Annotated in this window: 16 protein-coding genes; 4 read left to right on the top strand and 12 right to left on the bottom strand. The window is 48.1% G+C overall.

What is annotated here, in order from left to right:
- Positions 1-3: 3 nt before the first annotated feature.
- From FHS17_RS14410 to speD, 5 genes are all read right to left on the bottom strand, one after another.
- Entirely contained in the window at positions 4-801 is a 798-nt protein-coding gene (locus tag FHS17_RS14410) for a hypothetical protein (RefSeq protein WP_167279110.1), read from the bottom strand.
- Positions 802-1,115: 314 nt separating this feature from the next.
- The gene (locus FHS17_RS14405; protein WP_167279503.1) at positions 1,116-1,646 is read right to left on the bottom strand and encodes a hypothetical protein; all 531 of its coding nucleotides are present in this window, start codon (positions 1,644-1,646) and stop codon (positions 1,116-1,118) included.
- Positions 1,636-2,229: a P-loop nucleotide/nucleoside kinase family protein gene (locus FHS17_RS14400; RefSeq protein ID WP_167279109.1), complete on the bottom strand. Its 594-nt coding sequence runs from the start codon at positions 2,227-2,229 to the stop codon at positions 1,636-1,638. The genes FHS17_RS14405 and FHS17_RS14400 overlap by 11 nt, the downstream gene beginning before the upstream one ends.
- A 13-nt stretch (positions 2,230-2,242) precedes the next feature.
- Positions 2,243-2,731: a CYTH domain-containing protein gene (locus FHS17_RS14395; RefSeq protein WP_167279108.1), complete on the bottom strand. Its 489-nt coding sequence runs from the start codon at positions 2,729-2,731 to the stop codon at positions 2,243-2,245.
- A gap of 150 nt (positions 2,732-2,881) precedes the next feature.
- Positions 2,882-3,691, bottom strand: a complete 810-nt coding sequence (gene speD / locus FHS17_RS14390; protein WP_167279107.1) for an adenosylmethionine decarboxylase — start codon at positions 3,689-3,691, stop codon at positions 2,882-2,884.
- Positions 3,692-3,844: 153 nt separating this feature from the next.
- Here speD and FHS17_RS14385 point away from each other — a divergent pair, with 153 nt between their 5' ends.
- A complete protein-coding gene (locus FHS17_RS14385; RefSeq protein ID WP_167279106.1) occupies positions 3,845-4,063 on the top strand; it encodes a hypothetical protein in 219 nt (72 codons plus the stop codon).
- Positions 4,064-4,160: 97 nt separating this feature from the next.
- Here the strand turns inward: FHS17_RS14385 and FHS17_RS14380 are convergent, their stop codons facing one another.
- The 5 genes from FHS17_RS14380 to FHS17_RS14360 all read right to left on the bottom strand — a co-directional run bounded on the left by FHS17_RS14380 (position 4,161) and on the right by FHS17_RS14360 (position 10,659).
- Positions 4,161-4,538, bottom strand: a complete 378-nt coding sequence (locus FHS17_RS14380) for a DUF779 domain-containing protein (protein ID WP_167279105.1) — start codon at positions 4,536-4,538, stop codon at positions 4,161-4,163.
- Positions 4,539-4,543: 5 nt separating this feature from the next.
- On the bottom strand, positions 4,544-6,064 hold the full coding sequence (adh, locus tag FHS17_RS14375; RefSeq protein ID WP_167279104.1) for an aldehyde dehydrogenase: 1,521 nt from the start codon (positions 6,062-6,064) through the stop codon (positions 4,544-4,546).
- Positions 6,065-6,251: 187 nt separating this feature from the next.
- A complete protein-coding gene (htpG, locus tag FHS17_RS14370; protein WP_167279103.1) occupies positions 6,252-8,135 on the bottom strand; it encodes a molecular chaperone HtpG in 1,884 nt (627 codons plus the stop codon).
- Between the two features lie 123 nt (positions 8,136-8,258).
- Positions 8,259-8,597, bottom strand: a complete 339-nt coding sequence (locus tag FHS17_RS14365; protein WP_167279102.1) for a hypothetical protein — start codon at positions 8,595-8,597, stop codon at positions 8,259-8,261.
- Between the two features lie 697 nt (positions 8,598-9,294).
- Positions 9,295-10,659, bottom strand: a complete 1,365-nt coding sequence (locus FHS17_RS14360) for an MATE family efflux transporter (RefSeq protein WP_167279101.1) — start codon at positions 10,657-10,659, stop codon at positions 9,295-9,297.
- Positions 10,660-10,833: 174 nt separating this feature from the next.
- On the opposite strand from FHS17_RS14360, the gene FHS17_RS14355 reads away from it, so the two are divergent.
- Together FHS17_RS14355 and FHS17_RS14350 are read left to right on the top strand one after the other, a co-directional pair.
- Positions 10,834-11,709, top strand: a complete 876-nt coding sequence (locus FHS17_RS14355; protein WP_167279100.1) for an AraC family transcriptional regulator — start codon at positions 10,834-10,836, stop codon at positions 11,707-11,709.
- Positions 11,706-11,999 carry a cupin domain-containing protein gene (locus FHS17_RS14350; RefSeq protein WP_208420384.1) on the top strand — a complete coding sequence of 98 codons (294 nt, stop codon included), beginning with the start codon at positions 11,706-11,708 and terminating at the stop codon, positions 11,997-11,999. The genes FHS17_RS14355 and FHS17_RS14350 overlap by 4 nt, the downstream gene beginning before the upstream one ends.
- A 413-nt stretch (positions 12,000-12,412) precedes the next feature.
- On the opposite strand, the gene FHS17_RS14345 is transcribed toward FHS17_RS14350, so the two are convergent.
- Both FHS17_RS14345 and FHS17_RS14340 read right to left on the bottom strand, forming a co-directional pair.
- Positions 12,413-13,492 carry a glycoside hydrolase family 172 protein gene (locus FHS17_RS14345; RefSeq protein WP_167279099.1) on the bottom strand — a complete coding sequence of 360 codons (1,080 nt, stop codon included), beginning with the start codon at positions 13,490-13,492 and terminating at the stop codon, positions 12,413-12,415.
- A 45-nt stretch (positions 13,493-13,537) separates the two neighbouring features.
- Positions 13,538-15,946 carry a glycoside hydrolase family 2 TIM barrel-domain containing protein gene (locus FHS17_RS14340; protein WP_167279098.1) on the bottom strand — a complete coding sequence of 803 codons (2,409 nt, stop codon included), beginning with the start codon at positions 15,944-15,946 and terminating at the stop codon, positions 13,538-13,540.
- A 123-nt stretch (positions 15,947-16,069) separates the two neighbouring features.
- On the opposite strand from FHS17_RS14340, the gene FHS17_RS31115 reads away from it, so the two are divergent.
- Positions 16,070-16,918, top strand: a complete 849-nt coding sequence (locus FHS17_RS31115) for a helix-turn-helix domain-containing protein (RefSeq protein ID WP_167279097.1) — start codon at positions 16,070-16,072, stop codon at positions 16,916-16,918.
- Positions 16,919-16,967: the final 49 nt, after the last annotated feature.

Raw genomic sequence — 16,967 nt, 5'->3', positions numbered from 1 at the left:
ACATTAAGCGTTGGTCTCGGCAGCTGTAGTATCGTCTGTTTCTGTTTGGGCTTTCTGTTTCATGCCACCACCATGATGCGAACCGTCACCTTTGAGATTGAATTCACCGTTTACGATGCTTTGAGCTTGTGCGGCAGTTTCTTCTTTCTTCGTTGCTGCTTCATTCGCTGTCAGCTTACCATCTGTGACGGCTTGATCAATTTCAGCGTTAATCGCTGTTTCGAGTGCTGCAGTCACCGTATCTTCGCTGATGCCTTTTTCTTCGGCTAAGTCTGCAATGGTTTTACCGGCTTGCAGCTCTGTTTTCAGCTCATCTTCCGTCATATTCAGTGCAGTCGCAGCTGCATCCAGGGTATGTCCAAAACCACGTCCTCTGCGGCCTTCACGTCCCTCGGATAGCTGTTCATTATTGATCAGATTATCTAAATTCGCAGAGAATTGACTCTTATCATTGGTTTGGCGCTCTTCGAATGCTGAGGTTAAAACCGCCTTCAGATCATCACTCGCCACACCTTGCTCTGTTGCGATTTCTGCAAGCGTGCTGCCTGCAGCAAGCTTCTTATTGAGTGTTTCACGATCCAGGTTAAGTAACGTCAATACAGAGTCGGAGATGAATTTACCGCCAAATCCACCACGACCATGCATCCCATCTGCTTGTTTCGTACTGCCATCAGCTTGGACTTGTGCCGATGCAGCAGCTCCTGCTGTCGATGATGTTGGGCTGGTTGCCGCGAATGCGCTTAGTGGCACCATTACCGCCAGGGCTGCTGTTATACCAAATGTTTTTACGTACTTGTTCATGTTCATTTCCTCCTCAGTAGGTTTAAGTTTGTCCTGCTTACAAAACCTATTATGGAGTTAGAACCTTTAATGAAACTTAACTGCAAATAAGGCCCTCTCAGGGTCTTATAATTACTTTTCCTACTATACTTTGATCCAATAAGGCCCTCTCAGGGCCTTATTGCTTGTGCAGGCACCCACCTTCTTTATCGGTTCCTGGAAGTAAATAAGACCCTGTCAGGGTCTTATGATTACTTTTCCTACTATGTATTGGACAAATAAGGCCCTCTCAGTGCCTTATCGCTTGTCCGTCATCATGAGGTGCGTCTTTCATTTTACAGGAGCTCCAGCGCCTCAAGCGTCAATATCATATGCTCAAGTAGCTCAGGCAAGTCGTTTATCTGCTCCTCGTCAATGCGGCGGTTGAAACGAAGCTCCACCGTATTACTGTAACGGCCGCTTTCTTCACCATAGATGAAGCTGAGCTTTTGAGTGAGCAATAGCTCCGTTCCCCATTTCTCCCTGACAGCCTCTTCAATCAAGCGGCATTGCACCTCCACATTCGTCACCGACAGATGATAAAGCAAGCGGAGCCTGCAGCCCGGCGGATCTCCTTCCTGCAGCTCCAGCAGCTCAGTAGCCAAATCACGAAGTGTCGTATCAAGCTTAACCTCGGCTTTCACACACTTCTCCCGTTCCGCACCAGCCAGCACAAACTGCAGCGCAAACTCGCGGGACATTACTGCCATATCCAGCTTGTCTACACGATCAACAACCCGGATTCTTTCATCCAGGTTATCCAAATCATAGATCTGGTTCTCCAAAGCGACCTTCAAATTATCAAATATCGTAGGATCAAATAACATCACCAAACACGAACCTTTCCAGGTGTTCTAACGCCGATTCATCTAACTCCCGCGAATTATCATAGTACAAGACCGATGACTCCGGCAGCTCCCAAGCGAGCGTTCGTCTGACAAGCGAGCGGCTGAAGGAGTCCCAGTGTTCCAGCTTATATTGATCGGTCTCAAGCCCACGCTGCTCAATCCGGCTATAATGCAGCCGATCATCCTGCAAATAGACGATAACCGCCTTCACGTCTACATCATGAAGGGAGGCGCCAATCGCCGCTAATTCCTTCACAATCCAAGACGGATCGCTTGTTTCTTTGGTGAAGGGTCCGATGACAAAGACATCGCTACCTATCTCAATATTTTCGAGCGCGGCATCCATCGTAATCCGGTACCCAAGGTCTCGGCATAGCACCTTATACTCTTCTGAATCACGGTCATTTGGATCAAGCCCTGCAACAGTCATAATCTGTACGGCAGCCGGGCGCAGCATTGTGTCCATATCCAGTACCGTCACACCACGCTTACGTGCCAGCGCTTTGGCCAGCGTTGTTTTCCCTGCGCCTGCTCCGCCAACGAAAAACACAAGCTTCCGCATGTCCCTCGCCTCCCTACTTCTGCTGCAGCTGCTTCCAGACCGTCTTATTGCTGTATTCCTTCGATCTGCTAATATCTTCACCAAACCAGTCCGGTGCAGCAAACGAATTCGCCGCTTCTTCGGAATCAAACTCCACTTCCAGCACCGTCAGTTGAATTTGGTCATAAATATCGATCTCAATAACGATATCGTTCCAGTCCGCCGTAATCCGATTTTTCGTCAGAGCTACCGCTCCAAAAGCCGTCACGACCTGCTCGTACAGCCCTTTATTAATCGAATACTCCACTTCCTCGCGTTTAATGCCAAAGCCCTTCTTGAACGTATGGGTATAAGTCACTTCACCACTGCCTACATCTGTAATCCGGCGAACACGTAATTCTTGATCCTCTTCCAGTGCCAAATAAGTCTGCTCAATCCGCTGCTCCGAGCGCACCTGAATGCGATCTCCAATAGACTCATAAGGAACTGCGAGCAGAAACTTCCGTTCGATCTCAAATGCCATAAAACATTCTCCCCCATAATTATGAATTTGCTTAATCATACCACAAGGTGATTTCGCCATCTATTGATGGCGGAGCGCGTTTCATGCTGGTTAGCGGCTATAAGGACGTGCCAAAAAACCGGGAGAAACCTGATCCCCCGGTCCGTAACCTCATTTAATATTTTTGCCGTAAAAGATCTCATACATCTCGTCCGTCAACCGCTCCGTAATTTCCTTCTGCTCGTCCATGCTCAGCTTGTCCTTCGTATAGCCAAACAGATAATTGTTCAGATCAAACTCCCGCAGCTTGCATTTGGTGTGGAAAATATTTTCCTGATACACATTAACGTCAATCATGTCGTATTGGTCAATAACCTCATCCGGAATATAGTTCTGGATTGAATTGATATCATGATCAATAAACAGCTTGTTACCATTAATATCCCTAGTAAACCCCCGCACCCGGTAATCAATCGTCATAATATCCGTATCAAACGAATGGATCAAATAATTAAGCGCCTTAAGCGGCGAGATCTCTCCACAGGTAGCGACGTCAATATCGGCACGGAATGTACTGATCCCTTCACTTGGATGATATTCAGGATACGTATGTACGGTAATATGGCTTTTGTCGAGCTGGAGCACAACATTATCCGGAAGCGGCCCCGGCGACTCATCATACGTAGATTCCGTCGGCACTTCTACGATAGGCCCTTCCGAGACAAGAATCGTTACACTAGCGCCCTGCGGAACATAATCCTGCTTCGCGATATTCAACACATGCGCTCCAATAATATCGGCTACCTGCTTCAAAATTTTCGTCAGGCGATCCGAATTGTACTGCTCATCGATGTAAGCGATGTATGCCTCGCGCTCTTCCTTCGTCTTCGTAAAACAGATGTCATACATATTAAAGCTAAGTGACTTCGTCAAATTGTTGAAACCATGCAGCGTGATCCGCTGCTCGGGTGTAAACTTCACCTTGAATCCCCCCGTTCCTTACTCCTCCACTACTATTACCCATTTTTCCGCGACTGATTCAAATATTGGCATGAATCTCAATCAATGAGAGGCACTGAATAAGCCCAATATGGTATACTGCTTCAATAACAATTGCATAGGAGGGCCTGCAAGTTGAAAACTTTTGTTGTTCTCTCGTTCACGGAAGACGGGATGGAAAATGTATACGTCGGTGACGACGAGGAAAAAGTGCTAGCACTGAATGCTGAAGATTTCGAGAACTGTGATGCACTGTTCGTCGAGGTTTGGGAAGACGGCGAGAAGACGGATGATTACCGCGTTGGCGCTTATGGTGAAGACGAAGAAGATGAGGAAGACGAAGCAGTAAATTAAATCGCGCACACTAAAAACGGTCTCCGCAATGCCTGTCGCAGGCAAGGCGGAGACCGTTTTTCTTCAATATAAGAAAGTATAAGTTTTCTCTAGGCGTTTACGCTTGAAGCAAACCTAAACTGCGCAGCTCATCAGCGGTAAAAATACGAGACCTCGTCAAGAAGCGGAGTCCCTCTGGTCCTTCCAGCGAGAACATCCCGCCGCGGCCAGGTACAACGTCGATGATGAGCTGTGTATTTTTCCAATAATCGTATTGCGCTTTACTCATATAGAAGGGTGCGCCGCCAATCTCGCCAAGGTGTTCATCCTGCTCACCAATCAGGAACTCGCCTAGCGGAAAACACATCGGCGAGCTGCCATCACAGCACCCACCAGATTGATGGAACATGACGTCGCCATACTTCGCCCGCAGCCGATCGATCAGTTCAAGCGCACTTTCCGTGGCGAGTACCTTTAACACGGATTCCGCTGCCATGACACTTAGAAAAAGCCAAGCGAGTCAGGGCTGTAGCTGACGAGCAGGTTCTTCGTCTGTTGATAATGCGATAGCATCATCTTATGGTTCTCGCGTCCAACGCCGGACATTTTGTAGCCGCCAAATGCCGCATGTGCCGGATAAGCATGATAGCAGTTCGTCCAGACGCGTCCCGCTTCAATCTGCCGTCCCATCCGGAACGCTGCATTAATGTCCCTTGTCCAGACGCCTGCGCCAAGACCATACAGCGTATCATTCGCAATGGCGAGCGCCTCCTCCGGCGAACGGAAGGTCGTCACAGCAACGACCGGCCCGAAAATCTCCTCTTGGAAAATCCGCATACTGTTGTCCCCGCGAAGCACTGTCGGCTGAATGTAGTAGCCATCTGCGATGTCGCCTCCAATTGCTGCTCGGCCTCCGCCAATCAAGCATTCGGCCCCTTCCTGGCGTCCGATGTCGATGTAGCTTATGATTTTCTCCATTTGCTCTGTCGAGACTTGAGCCCCGATCATCGTATCCGTATCCAGTGGATTGCCTTGTTTAATGGATGCGACTCGCCGCAGCGCCTTCTCCATAAAGCTGTCGTAGATCGACTCTTGAATCAGCGCACGGGACGGACAAGTACACACTTCCCCTTGGTTCAGCGCAAACAGCGTGAAGCCTTCGAGCGCTTTATCAAAGAGAGCATCATCCTTCGCCATAATGTCCTCGAAGAAGATGTTTGGAGATTTACCGCCAAGCTCCAGCGTGACGGGAATTAGATTTTGTGAAGCATATTGCATGATGAGGCGGCCCGTTGTTGTTTCGCCGGTAAAGGCAATCTTAGAAATCCTCTTGCTTGAAGCAAGGGGTTTTCCGGCTTCCAGACCGAAACCGTTTACAATATTCACCACACCTGCAGGCAGCAAATCTTCAATCAGCTCCATCAGAACACAGATCGACGCAGGTGTCTGCTCGGCTGGCTTAAGGACAACGCAGTTGCCCGCCGCAAGCGCTGGCGCAAGCTTCCAAGTCGCCATCAAGAGCGGGAAGTTCCAAGGAATGATCTGACCAACGACACCTAGCGGCTCATGATAATGATAAGCAACCGTGTCGTTGTCGAGCTGGCTGAGCGAGCCTTCCTGCGCCCGGATACAGCCAGCAAAATACCGGAAATGATCAACAGCAAGCGGCAAATCCGCCGCAAGGCATTCACGGATTGGCTTGCCGTTATCCCAAGTCTCTGCAACAGCTAAAGTCTCCAGATTGCTCTCGATCCTGTCCGCAATTTTGTTCAATATATTAGCGCGCTCTGCTGCAGATGTCCGTCCCCAATCGGCTTTCGCCGCATGTGCCGCATCAAGAGCAAGCTCAATATCCTCCGACGTGGAGCGAGCTATTTCACAGAAAGCTGCATTGTTCACCGGAGATACATTGTCGAAATATTGGCCTTGCGTTGGCGGCGTCCAGCGGCCCCCTATGTAGTTGTCGTACCGTTTCTTAAACGAAATCTTCGAATCCTGCTTGCCCGGCTCAGCGTAAATCATTGGCTAACCATCTCCCTTTTCGAAAAGTAGCTTGCTAGCGTTATTGATAGATTCCGTCGCATAGATATTTGTAAACGCTACCATAGTGATACAAGCTTATGCGTGGCAGGTTGATGTTAGAACGAATGCAAAAAAGCCGACCCCAGGACATTGTCCTAAGGTCGGCTTCTACTGCTGATGCAGACGATTACACCATGATTTTACAGATATCGTTTGTAAATTGAACCGGATCCTGCACTGTCAAACCTTCAATAAGAAGGGCTTGGTTGTACAAAATGTTCGTATACAGGTTCAGCTTCTGCTGGTCATTGCTATAAGCTTCTTTGAGTGCTTGGAACACTTCATGGTTAACGTTGATCTCCAGCACTTTGTCCGCTTTCACGTCTTGGCCGTTAGGCATAGCCTTCAGCACTTTCTCCATCTCGATGGTTACTTCGCCATCTGACGACAGACAAACCGGATGGGATTTCAGACGTTTCGAAGCTTTTACGCCTGTAACTTTGTCGCCAAGCAGCTCTTTCATCGAAACAAACAGATCTTTGTTCTCCGTTGCTGCTTCTTCCTCAGCTTGCTTTTCTTCCGCATTCGACTCGATACCGAGGTCGCCGCTTGATACGTTCTTGAAGGACTTCTCTTTGTACGTTCCAATCATCTTGATCGCGAACTCATCGATATCGTCTGTGAAGTACAGCATCTCGTAGCCTTTATCCGCCACGATCTCTGCTTGCGGCAGCTTCTCCAGACGGTCAATCGACTCGCCAGCTGCATAGTAGATGTACTTCTGATCTTCCGGCATACGCGATACGTATTCATCCAGCGTAACTTGCTTCTTCTCCTTCGAGGAGTAGAACAAGAGCAGGTCTTGCAGCGTATCTTTGTTCGCGCCGTAGTCGTTGTACACGCCAAACTTCAGCTGTCTACCAAACGACTTGTAGAAGCCGTCGTACTTCTCACGGTCTTCCTTCAGCAGGCTTTGCAGCGTGCTCTTGATTTTGTTCTTAATGTTCTTCGCAATAAGCTGCAATTGACGGTCATGCTGCAGCAGTTCCCGGGAAATGTTCAGCGACAGATCCTCGGAATCAACCATCCCTTTCACGAAGCTGAAATAATCCGGCAGCAGATCCGCGCATTTGTCCATAATGAGGACACCGTTCGAATACAGCTCAAGACCTTTTTCAAATTCCTTCGTGTAATAGTCGAATGGCGTATTCTCTGGAATAAAGAGAATTGCGTTATAAACAACAGCACCATCCGCACTAATATGGAGATGCTTCAGCGGTTTATCAAAGCCGTAACGCTTCTCGAAGTAGAAGTTATCGTAGTCTTCCTGTGTCAGCTCGCTTTTATTTTTCCGCCAGATCGGCACCATGCTGTTGACGGTTTGTTCTTCTTGGTATTCCTCGAATTCGCCTTCGCTGCCCTCTTTCGGACGCTGGCCCTTCATATCCATCTTGATTGGGTAACGGATGAAGTCCGAGTATTTCTTGATGATGGCTCTGAGGCGGTATTCCTCAAGGAACTCATCGTAGTTATCGTCCTCGGTGTTTGGCTTGATCGTCATAATGATGTCCGTGCCAACCGTTTCTTTGTCCGCAGGTGTAATCGAATAGCCGTCAGCGCCTTCCGACTCCCACTTGTAAGCCTCTTTCTCACCAAGCGCTTTACTGATTACTTCAACTTTGTCCGCCACCATGAACGCTGAGTAGAAGCCTACGCCAAATTGACCGATAATGTTGTGGCCATCCTTCGCTTCGTTCTCCTTCTTGAACGCCAGCGATCCACTCTTCGCGATAACGCCAAGGTTGTTCTCCAGATCTTCCTGCGTCATGCCGATGCCCGTATCAGAGAGAGTCAGCGTACGATTTGCTTTGTCAGCTGTTACTTTTATGTAATAGCTTTCTTTGTTAAATACCAGTTGATCATCTGTCAGTGCCTTATAGTAAATCTTGTCGATCGCATCACTGGCATTCGAGATCAGCTCTCTTAAGAAAATTTCGCGCTGTGTATAAATAGAGTTGATCATCATCTCCAAGAGGCGCTTCGATTCTGCTTTAAATTGTTGCTTTTCCATTGAGATAACGTTCTCCCTTCAGTTATTTAACTTGTTCGTTAGCACTCTCAATATCAGAGTGCTAATCCATAATCTAACTATATAATAACGGGTTTTTCGGTGTCAACCGGAACGACGTCCTTCTTATTCCAATGCGATGCCATTACCGTCATAACCTACATCGAATTCATCCGCGTAACGCGCGGCTTTCTGATCTTCAACCGCAATCTGACCTCTAGGTATTTCTTTTGTTGAGTATATAGAATATTCGATTGAGCCTTCATGCTTGTACGAGACGGGGGCACTCACTTTATAGCCATCTGCGAGGAGCTTTGCGCTTAACTGATTGATCCGCTCCTCTATGCCCGAGAAATAATATTGCTCAAGTGCGATTGTTGAACTGCTATTCTTTTGAATTATGTTAGTCTGGTTGCTGCAGCCTGCCACTAGCACAAACACGAGTAATAGAACATACCGGTACAATTACATTCCTCCAATGCTTGATTAGCATAATAGTTCAAGCTTGAAGCTGGTAATCCCTTCATTTGGGAGTATGTGATGCACAGCACCGGTGCTGCTCTAGGGCCACTTTACTTCACTTTACTTCACTTTACTTCACTTCAAAGCCATCCCATCGCTGCCCGCCAAACGCAGACTGGATTTCGTACAACGTAATCGCTCGTATTCACACCACTGTCAATCGCAGACTGGATTTCATCCAATAGAAAAGACCTCAAGAGAGCAAATTGCCTCTATAGCGTCCATATCATTGGATGAACTCCAACGTGGCATTTGAGCAGCAAATCCATCCGCCATTATACTGGATACTTTCCAACGTAGGGCTCCGCTGCCCCCAAAAAAAGGGTATCTCATAAGTCATTTAAAAAGACGATGGGATTTGGCACGTGGATGCATAGCGATAAGACCCTCACAGGGTCTTATGATTACTCATTTCACTTAACGATCACCCGATAAGCCCCCCGCAGGGTCTTATTGGACCTCATACCGATTACAACGTGGCAGTTTTCTGCCAATTTCAAAAAAATAAGACCCTCGCAGGGTCTTATGATTACTAACTTCACTTAACTTTCACCCGATAAGACCCTCGCAGGGTCTTATCGCATAACACAGCTAATCTCCCCAGGAGTTTCCTCTTGTGAGATAGCCACCCAACATTCGTCTACACTGTCTGAACAGCAGTTGGCTGCTCGACTTGCCGTGGCAGCTTGCGGCGGCCGAGCCAGCGCCAACCGACAAGGATCGCACGGAGGAACTCGTCGAGCAATAAGCCGAATAATACGCCTTTGACGCCCATTCCGAGCACCACGCCAAATACATAAGCTCCGCCTGTTGCAAAGATCCACATGCCAAGGACACTACTCAGCGCAACAAACCTAGCTTCACCTATCGCCATCAAAGACTGATTGAATGAATAAGTCCATGTACGCATCGGCTGCCAGACTATACACCAGAGGAATAATGGCAGCAGCAAGCTCGTAATCTCCTGATCCGAAGTGAACCACCCGACCGTCGTATTCCCAAATACATATAGCAGAACCGCAAGCGTAAGTGTCGGTATAATTCCAATTGCTGCAGCTTTATAAGGCGCTCGGTATACCTGGTCATACCGCTTTCCGCCGTATAGCTGACCACACTGAATTTGAACGGCCATCCCAATTGAATTACCAATCAGCCAAGGCAGCTGCTGGGTAATGTTGAAGTAAGAAAATGTCGCGAGCTGGACTGCTCCCATCGAGGATACGATGGCCAGCGTTACGATCTGGGAATACCCCCATGATGCAGCATTACCCAGATTCGGCAGACCAATTCCGATCATTTCCTTCAGCAGCGGACGGTCGAATCCACGCCAGTCATTCCGCTGAAACGGACTCGGGAATGATCGAAGCAGCAGCCATACTCCAACGATTACCGCAAGCAGGCGGCTGATGATGGTCGAGATCCCAATCCCTTCAATCCCCATCTGATGAAAACCAAACTCTCCGAAAATAAACACATAGTTCAGTAGAACATGGACTGCGTTCATCCCAATAGCAATCATCATCGGCCCACGCGTATTGCCTGTATTTCGGATCATCACCGTCAGCATCATGGTCATCTCTGTCAGAATGGAGCATGCTCCAATAAACGTCATATAGGTAGTTGCCTGTGGCACCACTTCGGCAGGTGTACCCATGAGATGCACAATCGCCCCCGAGCCAAAAGCAAACAAGACACTGACAAGCGCTCCACTAATAACCCCAACTTTTATAGCCATAGCCGCTGCACGACGTGCTGTATTCGGGTCGCCTGCTCCCCATTTCCGTGCAATAATAATGCCTACACCACCGTTAATCAGCACAAAGATGGTTAATAACGAACGCATAACCTGATTAGATACGCCTACGGCCGATACCGCGTTATCCCCAAGCTTACTGACCATCAAGGAGTCCACAGTTCCCATTAGAAATTGTAAAATCAACTCGATGGCAATCGGCCAAGCGAGTGTGTATAACGAAAGAGACTTATCTGTCTTGACGCGCACCATTACTGTCTGTTGCCTCCCAGCTTGTTAAACAATTTTGCTCAACGAATCGGATATCCACCATTTCATGAATCTGTGATAACATTAATCAATATAGAACTTTCGACCGTTAATGTCTTAATACTTCTTGTTCTTTATTATCCCGATCTTGCTAATCTAATTGCTGGAGGCAGCATCATGCGAAGAGACCTATGGGAAAATACGATCATGACCGATCCTGCTCTGCCGATCAATGTGTTTCACCCCACCTTCCGGCCAGGATGCTCACTGCGCCTTCATTGGCATGAGCATTTCGAGTTGATCTATGTCGAGAGTGGTGAAGTCGTCTATCAAATCGGGGGACGGCCGTTCCCGACCAAACCTGGCGATATGCTGTTCGTCAACAGCGGCGAGCTGCACTCCGCCACTTCGCTTCATCCGAATGAACCGTTCACGGTCTACGCTTTTGTGTTTAACCCGTCTATGCTGGGGCTGAAGGAGCCGCATATTGTTGGCTTGGTCGCTCCTTATACGAACGGATTATCGGCGATTGCGAACAGGATCGAGCAGACAGATCCCTTTTATCCGCTTTTGAAACAAATCGCCATGCAGCTTGCCGACGAATTCGAGCAGAAACGCCACGGCTTCGAGCTTGCCGTCCGCTCCTATTGCCAGTTACTCTTCACCTGGCTCAGCCGAGAGTTTACCGTGAAGCAGCGCAGTGACACGGAGATGAATGCTTTCCGCACGAAGACTGACCAGTTCAAGGAGTTGCTTACTCTTCTTGAATCTGACATGACTGAACGTGTCACCGTTGAGCAGGCAGCTTCCTTCGTTCATTTGAGCCCGTACCATTTTTGCCGGATGTTCAAGAGAATGACTGGCCAAACATTGGTCCAATATATGAATCTGAACCGAGTCAATAAAGCAGAGTACCTGCTTAAAAATACATCGATGAGCGTCACAGATATTGCCGCCGAAGTCGGATGCAGCAGCATTAACAGCTTCTCGAAGCTGTTCCGTCAGCTTAGGGGCTTATCTCCACGCGATATGAGGAAGGGGCAGCCAATATGAATATCATTTCATCACCGTTAGCTGGGCAATTATTAGCGAATGCAGGAGCAAATCTCGTCATGGCAGAATGGACGGCCGAGGGATGTACAGCAGGGGCTGAGCCAATGAAGATTGCCCCGCTGCATATTCATCACGAGGATGACGAAGCCTGGTACATTTTGAAGGGGACACTTGGCTTCCAAATTGGAGAGCAAGTGATTGAGGCAAAGGTTGGTGATGCAGTTATCGCTCCTCGGCCCATACCTACTGGAATCCGGGGACGGAGGAAGCAAGATATCTCCTCATCATGACAACTCGAATTAATGAGTTAATTGAGGCCATACATTCAACCTCCGATAGAAGTATGGAATCTATGAAACGACTGTTTGAACGATACGAGTCAGAACTATTGGACCTGTAATAAAAGAAAAGGGGCAAAACCGCCAAAAAGCGTTGCAGGGAGCTATCCTTGCAACGCTTTTTGGCGGTTTTGATTTTTAAGAAGTTAAGGACAGGTTAACGGCAGAACGGAGCAATTCGAATGATTCTGGAGAAGCGTCAGCGTTCGCTTTTGTGAGGGGATCCCTACCTTACTTCGTTGATTCAAGGAATCCCCGAGCAATGGCGATCGGAAGAACATTCGAATGCGCAGTTTGCAGTTTAACCCGATAACAACGGGCTGTCCCATCGTCATATTAATGACTTATGGGACATTTTCACAAAGCTAAATAATCTCCAATTCATCAATGCCTGGCATAGCCGGATGAGCAGCATGCGGCTCAAGCTGATACCAATAAGCAACCGACGCAATGTCGTCCTGCAGCGGCAGATAACGTCCATGCGAGCGCCAGCCTAGTGCCTGCACCGTCACTTTAAAGTCTTCCTCGAAACGGATCGGATCCATCACATGGAAACGGTACATACCAAAGCGCTGGTTCGCCTTGTACAAGCCATCCGCCTTAATCGCCTGATGCATGCCAAGGAACGGCGTGGAGTACGTTACATATTGCCCGTTCATATCCCAGTTCCAAGCCCCGCCGAAATAATCCTCGGTACCTGTTCCACAGATTGTTGGATAATCCTTATCCCCATCCATGTAGAATTTCAGCTCGCCTTCTCCCCACCAGTTGTTGCTGTTGACCTGCCAGGCGAGATAAGTACCTACAAAATGGCCTTTACCTTTAATGCCGTCAACAATCGTATGGACGTCCATATATTTGACTGGATTGCTGCGGCGCCACTGCGCGTGGAAATAAGCCATATCCTCTGGAATTTCCGTCAGCGTGTAATTAATCTGGTAATACAGGAACGTAGATTCATGCGACAGATTGGTCATGACAATACGTGCCTTCTTGCGGAAAGGCATCTCCCAATAACTGTTGAAGCCTCCAGCTGGATTAACCGAGATTGGCAGCGAATTGACAAGCGCCCGCTCACCCCATCCGTTGCAGAAGAAATCGCCTACCGGCACACATACGGATGGATCCTCTTCCTCATCCCAGTAAATCTTGAAAATAAGGGATCTCACCGCCTGATGAGGACAAGTCAGCCAAATATTTTGAATCATACCCGGCCCATCGATGACACCCATCGTAAACTCTTCATGTCCTTCGATTTTTACGGAAGGAGACACTTTCCAGCCTAACCCTAAGTCGCGGGCCGCCTGAGCACCCGTTCCTTCCGTCGCCATTGCTCCCTTACCCTTCTCGCCCGTAAAATTCTCCGGCGATATCGACCGCGTTACCGCGTTTGACACCCGTGCCAAATTACCAAGTCCCATACCTAGTCCGTTAAATGCGTTCATATTAGCTAAATCCCTCCCATGAGATGAATAGGCTGCGATGCCTGCTTATGCTTGCACGGTTTCTACAATATCTACCGATCTGATCGTTATCTTCGTAGTCCCTAGTCCTTCTGCCTCTGCAGTCACGACGATCTCACCAACCTGCGTTGTTGTTCTTACATAGACAAGAAGTTTGCCGTGATGGGCTTTCCGAGTTCTTGAGCTATACGGCTCCAAATCTTGAATATTGCCATTCTCCATTCCGATAATTTCACCAGGACCTTCAATGGACAGGGCAATAGGATGTTCAGCCGTATAGACTAGTTGACCATCTTCATCCGTAATCTGGATCTCGATATGGGCAATATCTTGACCATCGGCATGAAGCTCAGCCGCATCAACGTTCACCTGCAATTGAGCCGGTTCAGATACGGTACTTAGCGTACACGTATGGATTGCTCCGTCCTTCCCTTTCGCAACCACCACTAACGTACCTTCTTCATAAGCGATTTCCCACGTCAGATACAATTTCGGAGCATCCGCCAGCTTCTTACTGCCAAGCGACCGCCCGTTCAGGAACAGCTCCGCCTCTTCACAGTTCGTATGGCAGCTGACCCTCATCAGCTCTCCCGCTTCAAAGTTCCAATGTGGATCGCCGCCGGTCCATCTTCTTGATCCCTTCTCTGCTTCGTCTGCTTTCATCGCCGTGAGGAAGACTACCGGCTTATCACTCCATAAGCTTTGACGGTAATAATAGCTCGTCTTCTTAAATCCGGCCGTATCCATAAATCCGGCACCAGCTACCCGCACTGGCCAGCCTCTTGCTTCACCCAAATAATCAATGCCCGTCCAGATGAACTGGGCACTTATCGCATCATTATCCCGAACAGCAAGCCAGGCTTCGAGGCTGGAGCTATTTTCGCTGCCGTAAGTCACCCGATCCGGATATTGCTGCAAATCATCTTTATACATATGCTCTTTGTAGTTGTAGCCTACGATATCGAGCGCTTCCGCATAGCCCGTTAAGTTTGATAATTCCGGGAAGGCTAGTGCGGCTGTAACCGGTCTAGTTGTATCACATTCCTTGACTGCTTTCGCAAGTCGTCTCGCAATCGTTGCCAGACGATCCGCGTTTGGCTTATTCGGATCATATTGCCGCTCGGCAGCCGGTTTATTCGCATCATTATTGCCGGTCATTGTCTCGAAATAAGGATGGCAATACGGATCATTCGGGTAATCGACCTCATTGCCAATGCTCCACATGATGATCGATGGATGGTTGCGGTCACGCAGTACCATCTCCTTCAGATCAATCTCACCCCACTGCGGGAAATCCTCATAATAGCCAAAATGCTTCGGCGGGTAGACGTTATGGCCAGTTGACCATTTATTTTTTACGCCTTCCCACTCATCAAACGCTTCGTCAATAACGAGGAAGCCCATCTGATCGCACAGATCCAGCAAATTAGAAGCTGGCGGATTATGGCTCATCCGGATCGCATTACAGCCCATTTCCTTCAAAGCTTCAAGCCTGCGAACCCATACTTTTGCCGGAACAGCGGCACCTAGACCACCTGCATCGTGATGAACGCAGACACCCTTCATTTTCATATTAACGCCATTAAGGAAGAAGCCTTGAGCGGGGTCAAAAGCGAACCAACGAATGCCGACCGGGGTCTCTACATGATCGATCAACTCGCCGTCTTTGCTCACTTCTGTCCGCATGGTGTAAAGATAAGGAGTATCCGGCGACCAAAGCTTCGGATTCGCAACAATCATGGACTGCTCCGTATCTTTTGTAGACTTACCCGATACCGTTACGCTGTTGTTCACGGTTTGAACGATTTGCCCTGCTTGATCTAAGAGCACATTTCGAATCTGTACAGACTCATCCATGGCATTTCCATTCGATAATCGAACGTCAACAGCCACCGTTGCCTGCTCCTCCGACACTTCTGGCGTGGTGACAAACACACCGTATGTATCAATATGAACCTGATCCGTAACGGTCACGTATACATCTCTATATATACCGGAGCCAGTGAACCATCTGGAATCTGCAATGTCCTTATGGTCGACTTTCACCGTAATGACATTTGGGCTGTCGCCAAATGAAATAAAATCGGTTATATCATAAGTAAACGAGCTGTAGCCATAAGGCCTTTTCCCGATATAATAGCTGTTGCACCACACCTGCGAATTATTGTAAACGCCTTCAAAAGTAATGAAGACACGTTTACCTTGGAGATCCGAAGGGAGGGATATCGATTGCCGGTACCAGCCTATGCCACCCGGCAAGTAGCCGGTTCCGCTGGAATGCTCCTCCGAGAACGGCTCCTCTACCGACCAATCATGAGGAAGAGTGACATTGCGCCAATTGGAATCATCAAAGCCTTTATACCAAGCACTAGGCTCATCGCCTCTATAAAACTTCCAGCCCAAATTGATATTATTAATGATACGCCCCTTGTTCATCTTCTTTCCCCTTTCGCATTCACAAAATTGCGATTCACCTAGATTATAGAGCTATAATAGGGAATATAGAATGAATCAAATTGCTGTAAACATACACAAAATTGTTTCAGGAGTGTGAGGCTTGTGATCAGTATTTCCGGCGATGCGCATAGTTGGCAGGAGCATGGCCTTAACAATACAGAGCAATTTCTAGCGGTCAATTGGTGTGGTTATCAAAGGCTTCAAACCAAGAGCCTGTCGCGTAATCGGGATCAAGGGCGGGTTGATTTTCAACTGATCTATATTACAGGGGGAAAAGGATTATTTCGCTTTCAAGATGAAACGATCGAGGTGACAAGCGGGAACTTCGTCATCTACACCCCGGGGCAGCCACAGCATTACAGCTATCAGGCGGAGGATGGAACGGAAGCTTATTGGATTCATTTTACCGGATATAGTGCTTATGATTACTTGCAGCAATTTGGTCTGCTGAAGCAGTCCATTCATACGATTGGAATCATAGACGAAGTGATTGCATTGTTTAAAAAAATCATACAAGAACTAAACAGCCACATGCCGCTTCGTGGTCAGCTGACAACCGCTTATCTGCTCGAGATGCTCACCCTTCTAGGAAGAAGACTGCAGTCGACAGACGAGCTGGGATCACAAGGCCGGCATCCTGATATTAATCAGATGATTGCTTTCATGCATGAAAAATACAGCGACAACTTAAGCATCTCTGATCTCGCAGGAGAATGCAGCTTAAGTGTATTCCGGTTTATTCATAAGTTTAAGGAAGTAACCGGCATGACGCCGATGAAATATATTACCGACATTCGGATGAATGAAGCGAAAAAGCTCCTCTCCGAATCCTCTCTCCATGTGAAGGAAGTTGCAGCTGTTGTTGGCTACGATAATCCGCTGTACTTCAGCCGGATCTTCCGCAGCACCGTTGGTATTCCGCCAAGCGAATATAAGAAGCAGTTTCTATAAATAAGGAGTCGGGAGCAAATAAAAGCCCTGTTTCGGGAACAAGGCGCGC

Origin of the sequence: Paenibacillus lupini (assembly GCF_011761355.1) — a bacterium.
GTDB classification, from domain to species: Bacteria; Bacillota; Bacilli; order Paenibacillales; family Paenibacillaceae; genus Pristimantibacillus; species Pristimantibacillus lupini.
The sequence above is the reverse complement of the archived record's forward strand: the minus strand, read 5'-3'. Positions and strand labels throughout refer to the sequence as shown.

Excerpts from the sequence above, each read along its gene's own strand:
- FHS17_RS14410 (WP_167279110.1), bottom strand. The coding sequence starts at position 801 with ATGAACAAGTACGTAAAAACATTTGGTATAACAGCAGCCCTGGCGGTA.
- FHS17_RS14405 (WP_167279503.1), bottom strand. The coding sequence starts at position 1,646 with ATGTTATTTGATCCTACGATATTTGATAATTTGAAGGTCGCTTTGGAG.
- FHS17_RS14400 (WP_167279109.1), bottom strand. The coding sequence starts at position 2,229 with ATGCGGAAGCTTGTGTTTTTCGTTGGCGGAGCAGGCGCAGGGAAAACA.
- FHS17_RS14395 (WP_167279108.1), bottom strand. The coding sequence starts at position 2,731 with ATGGCATTTGAGATCGAACGGAAGTTTCTGCTCGCAGTTCCTTATGAG.
- FHS17_RS14380 (WP_167279105.1), bottom strand. The coding sequence starts at position 4,538 with ATGGCAGCGGAATCCGTGTTAAAGGTACTCGCCACGGAAAGTGCGCTT.
- adh (WP_167279104.1), bottom strand. The coding sequence starts at position 6,064 with ATGATTTACGCTGAGCCGGGCAAGCAGGATTCGAAGATTTCGTTTAAG.
- htpG (WP_167279103.1), bottom strand. The coding sequence starts at position 8,135 with ATGGAAAAGCAACAATTTAAAGCAGAATCGAAGCGCCTCTTGGAGATG.
- FHS17_RS14360 (WP_167279101.1), bottom strand. The coding sequence starts at position 10,659 with ATGGTGCGCGTCAAGACAGATAAGTCTCTTTCGTTATACACACTCGCT.
- FHS17_RS14355 (WP_167279100.1), top strand. The coding sequence starts at position 10,834 with ATGCGAAGAGACCTATGGGAAAATACGATCATGACCGATCCTGCTCTG.
- FHS17_RS14350 (WP_208420384.1), top strand. The coding sequence starts at position 11,706 with ATGAATATCATTTCATCACCGTTAGCTGGGCAATTATTAGCGAATGCA.
- FHS17_RS14345 (WP_167279099.1), bottom strand. The coding sequence starts at position 13,492 with ATGAACGCATTTAACGGACTAGGTATGGGACTTGGTAATTTGGCACGG.
- FHS17_RS14340 (WP_167279098.1), bottom strand. The coding sequence starts at position 15,946 with ATGAACAAGGGGCGTATCATTAATAATATCAATTTGGGCTGGAAGTTT.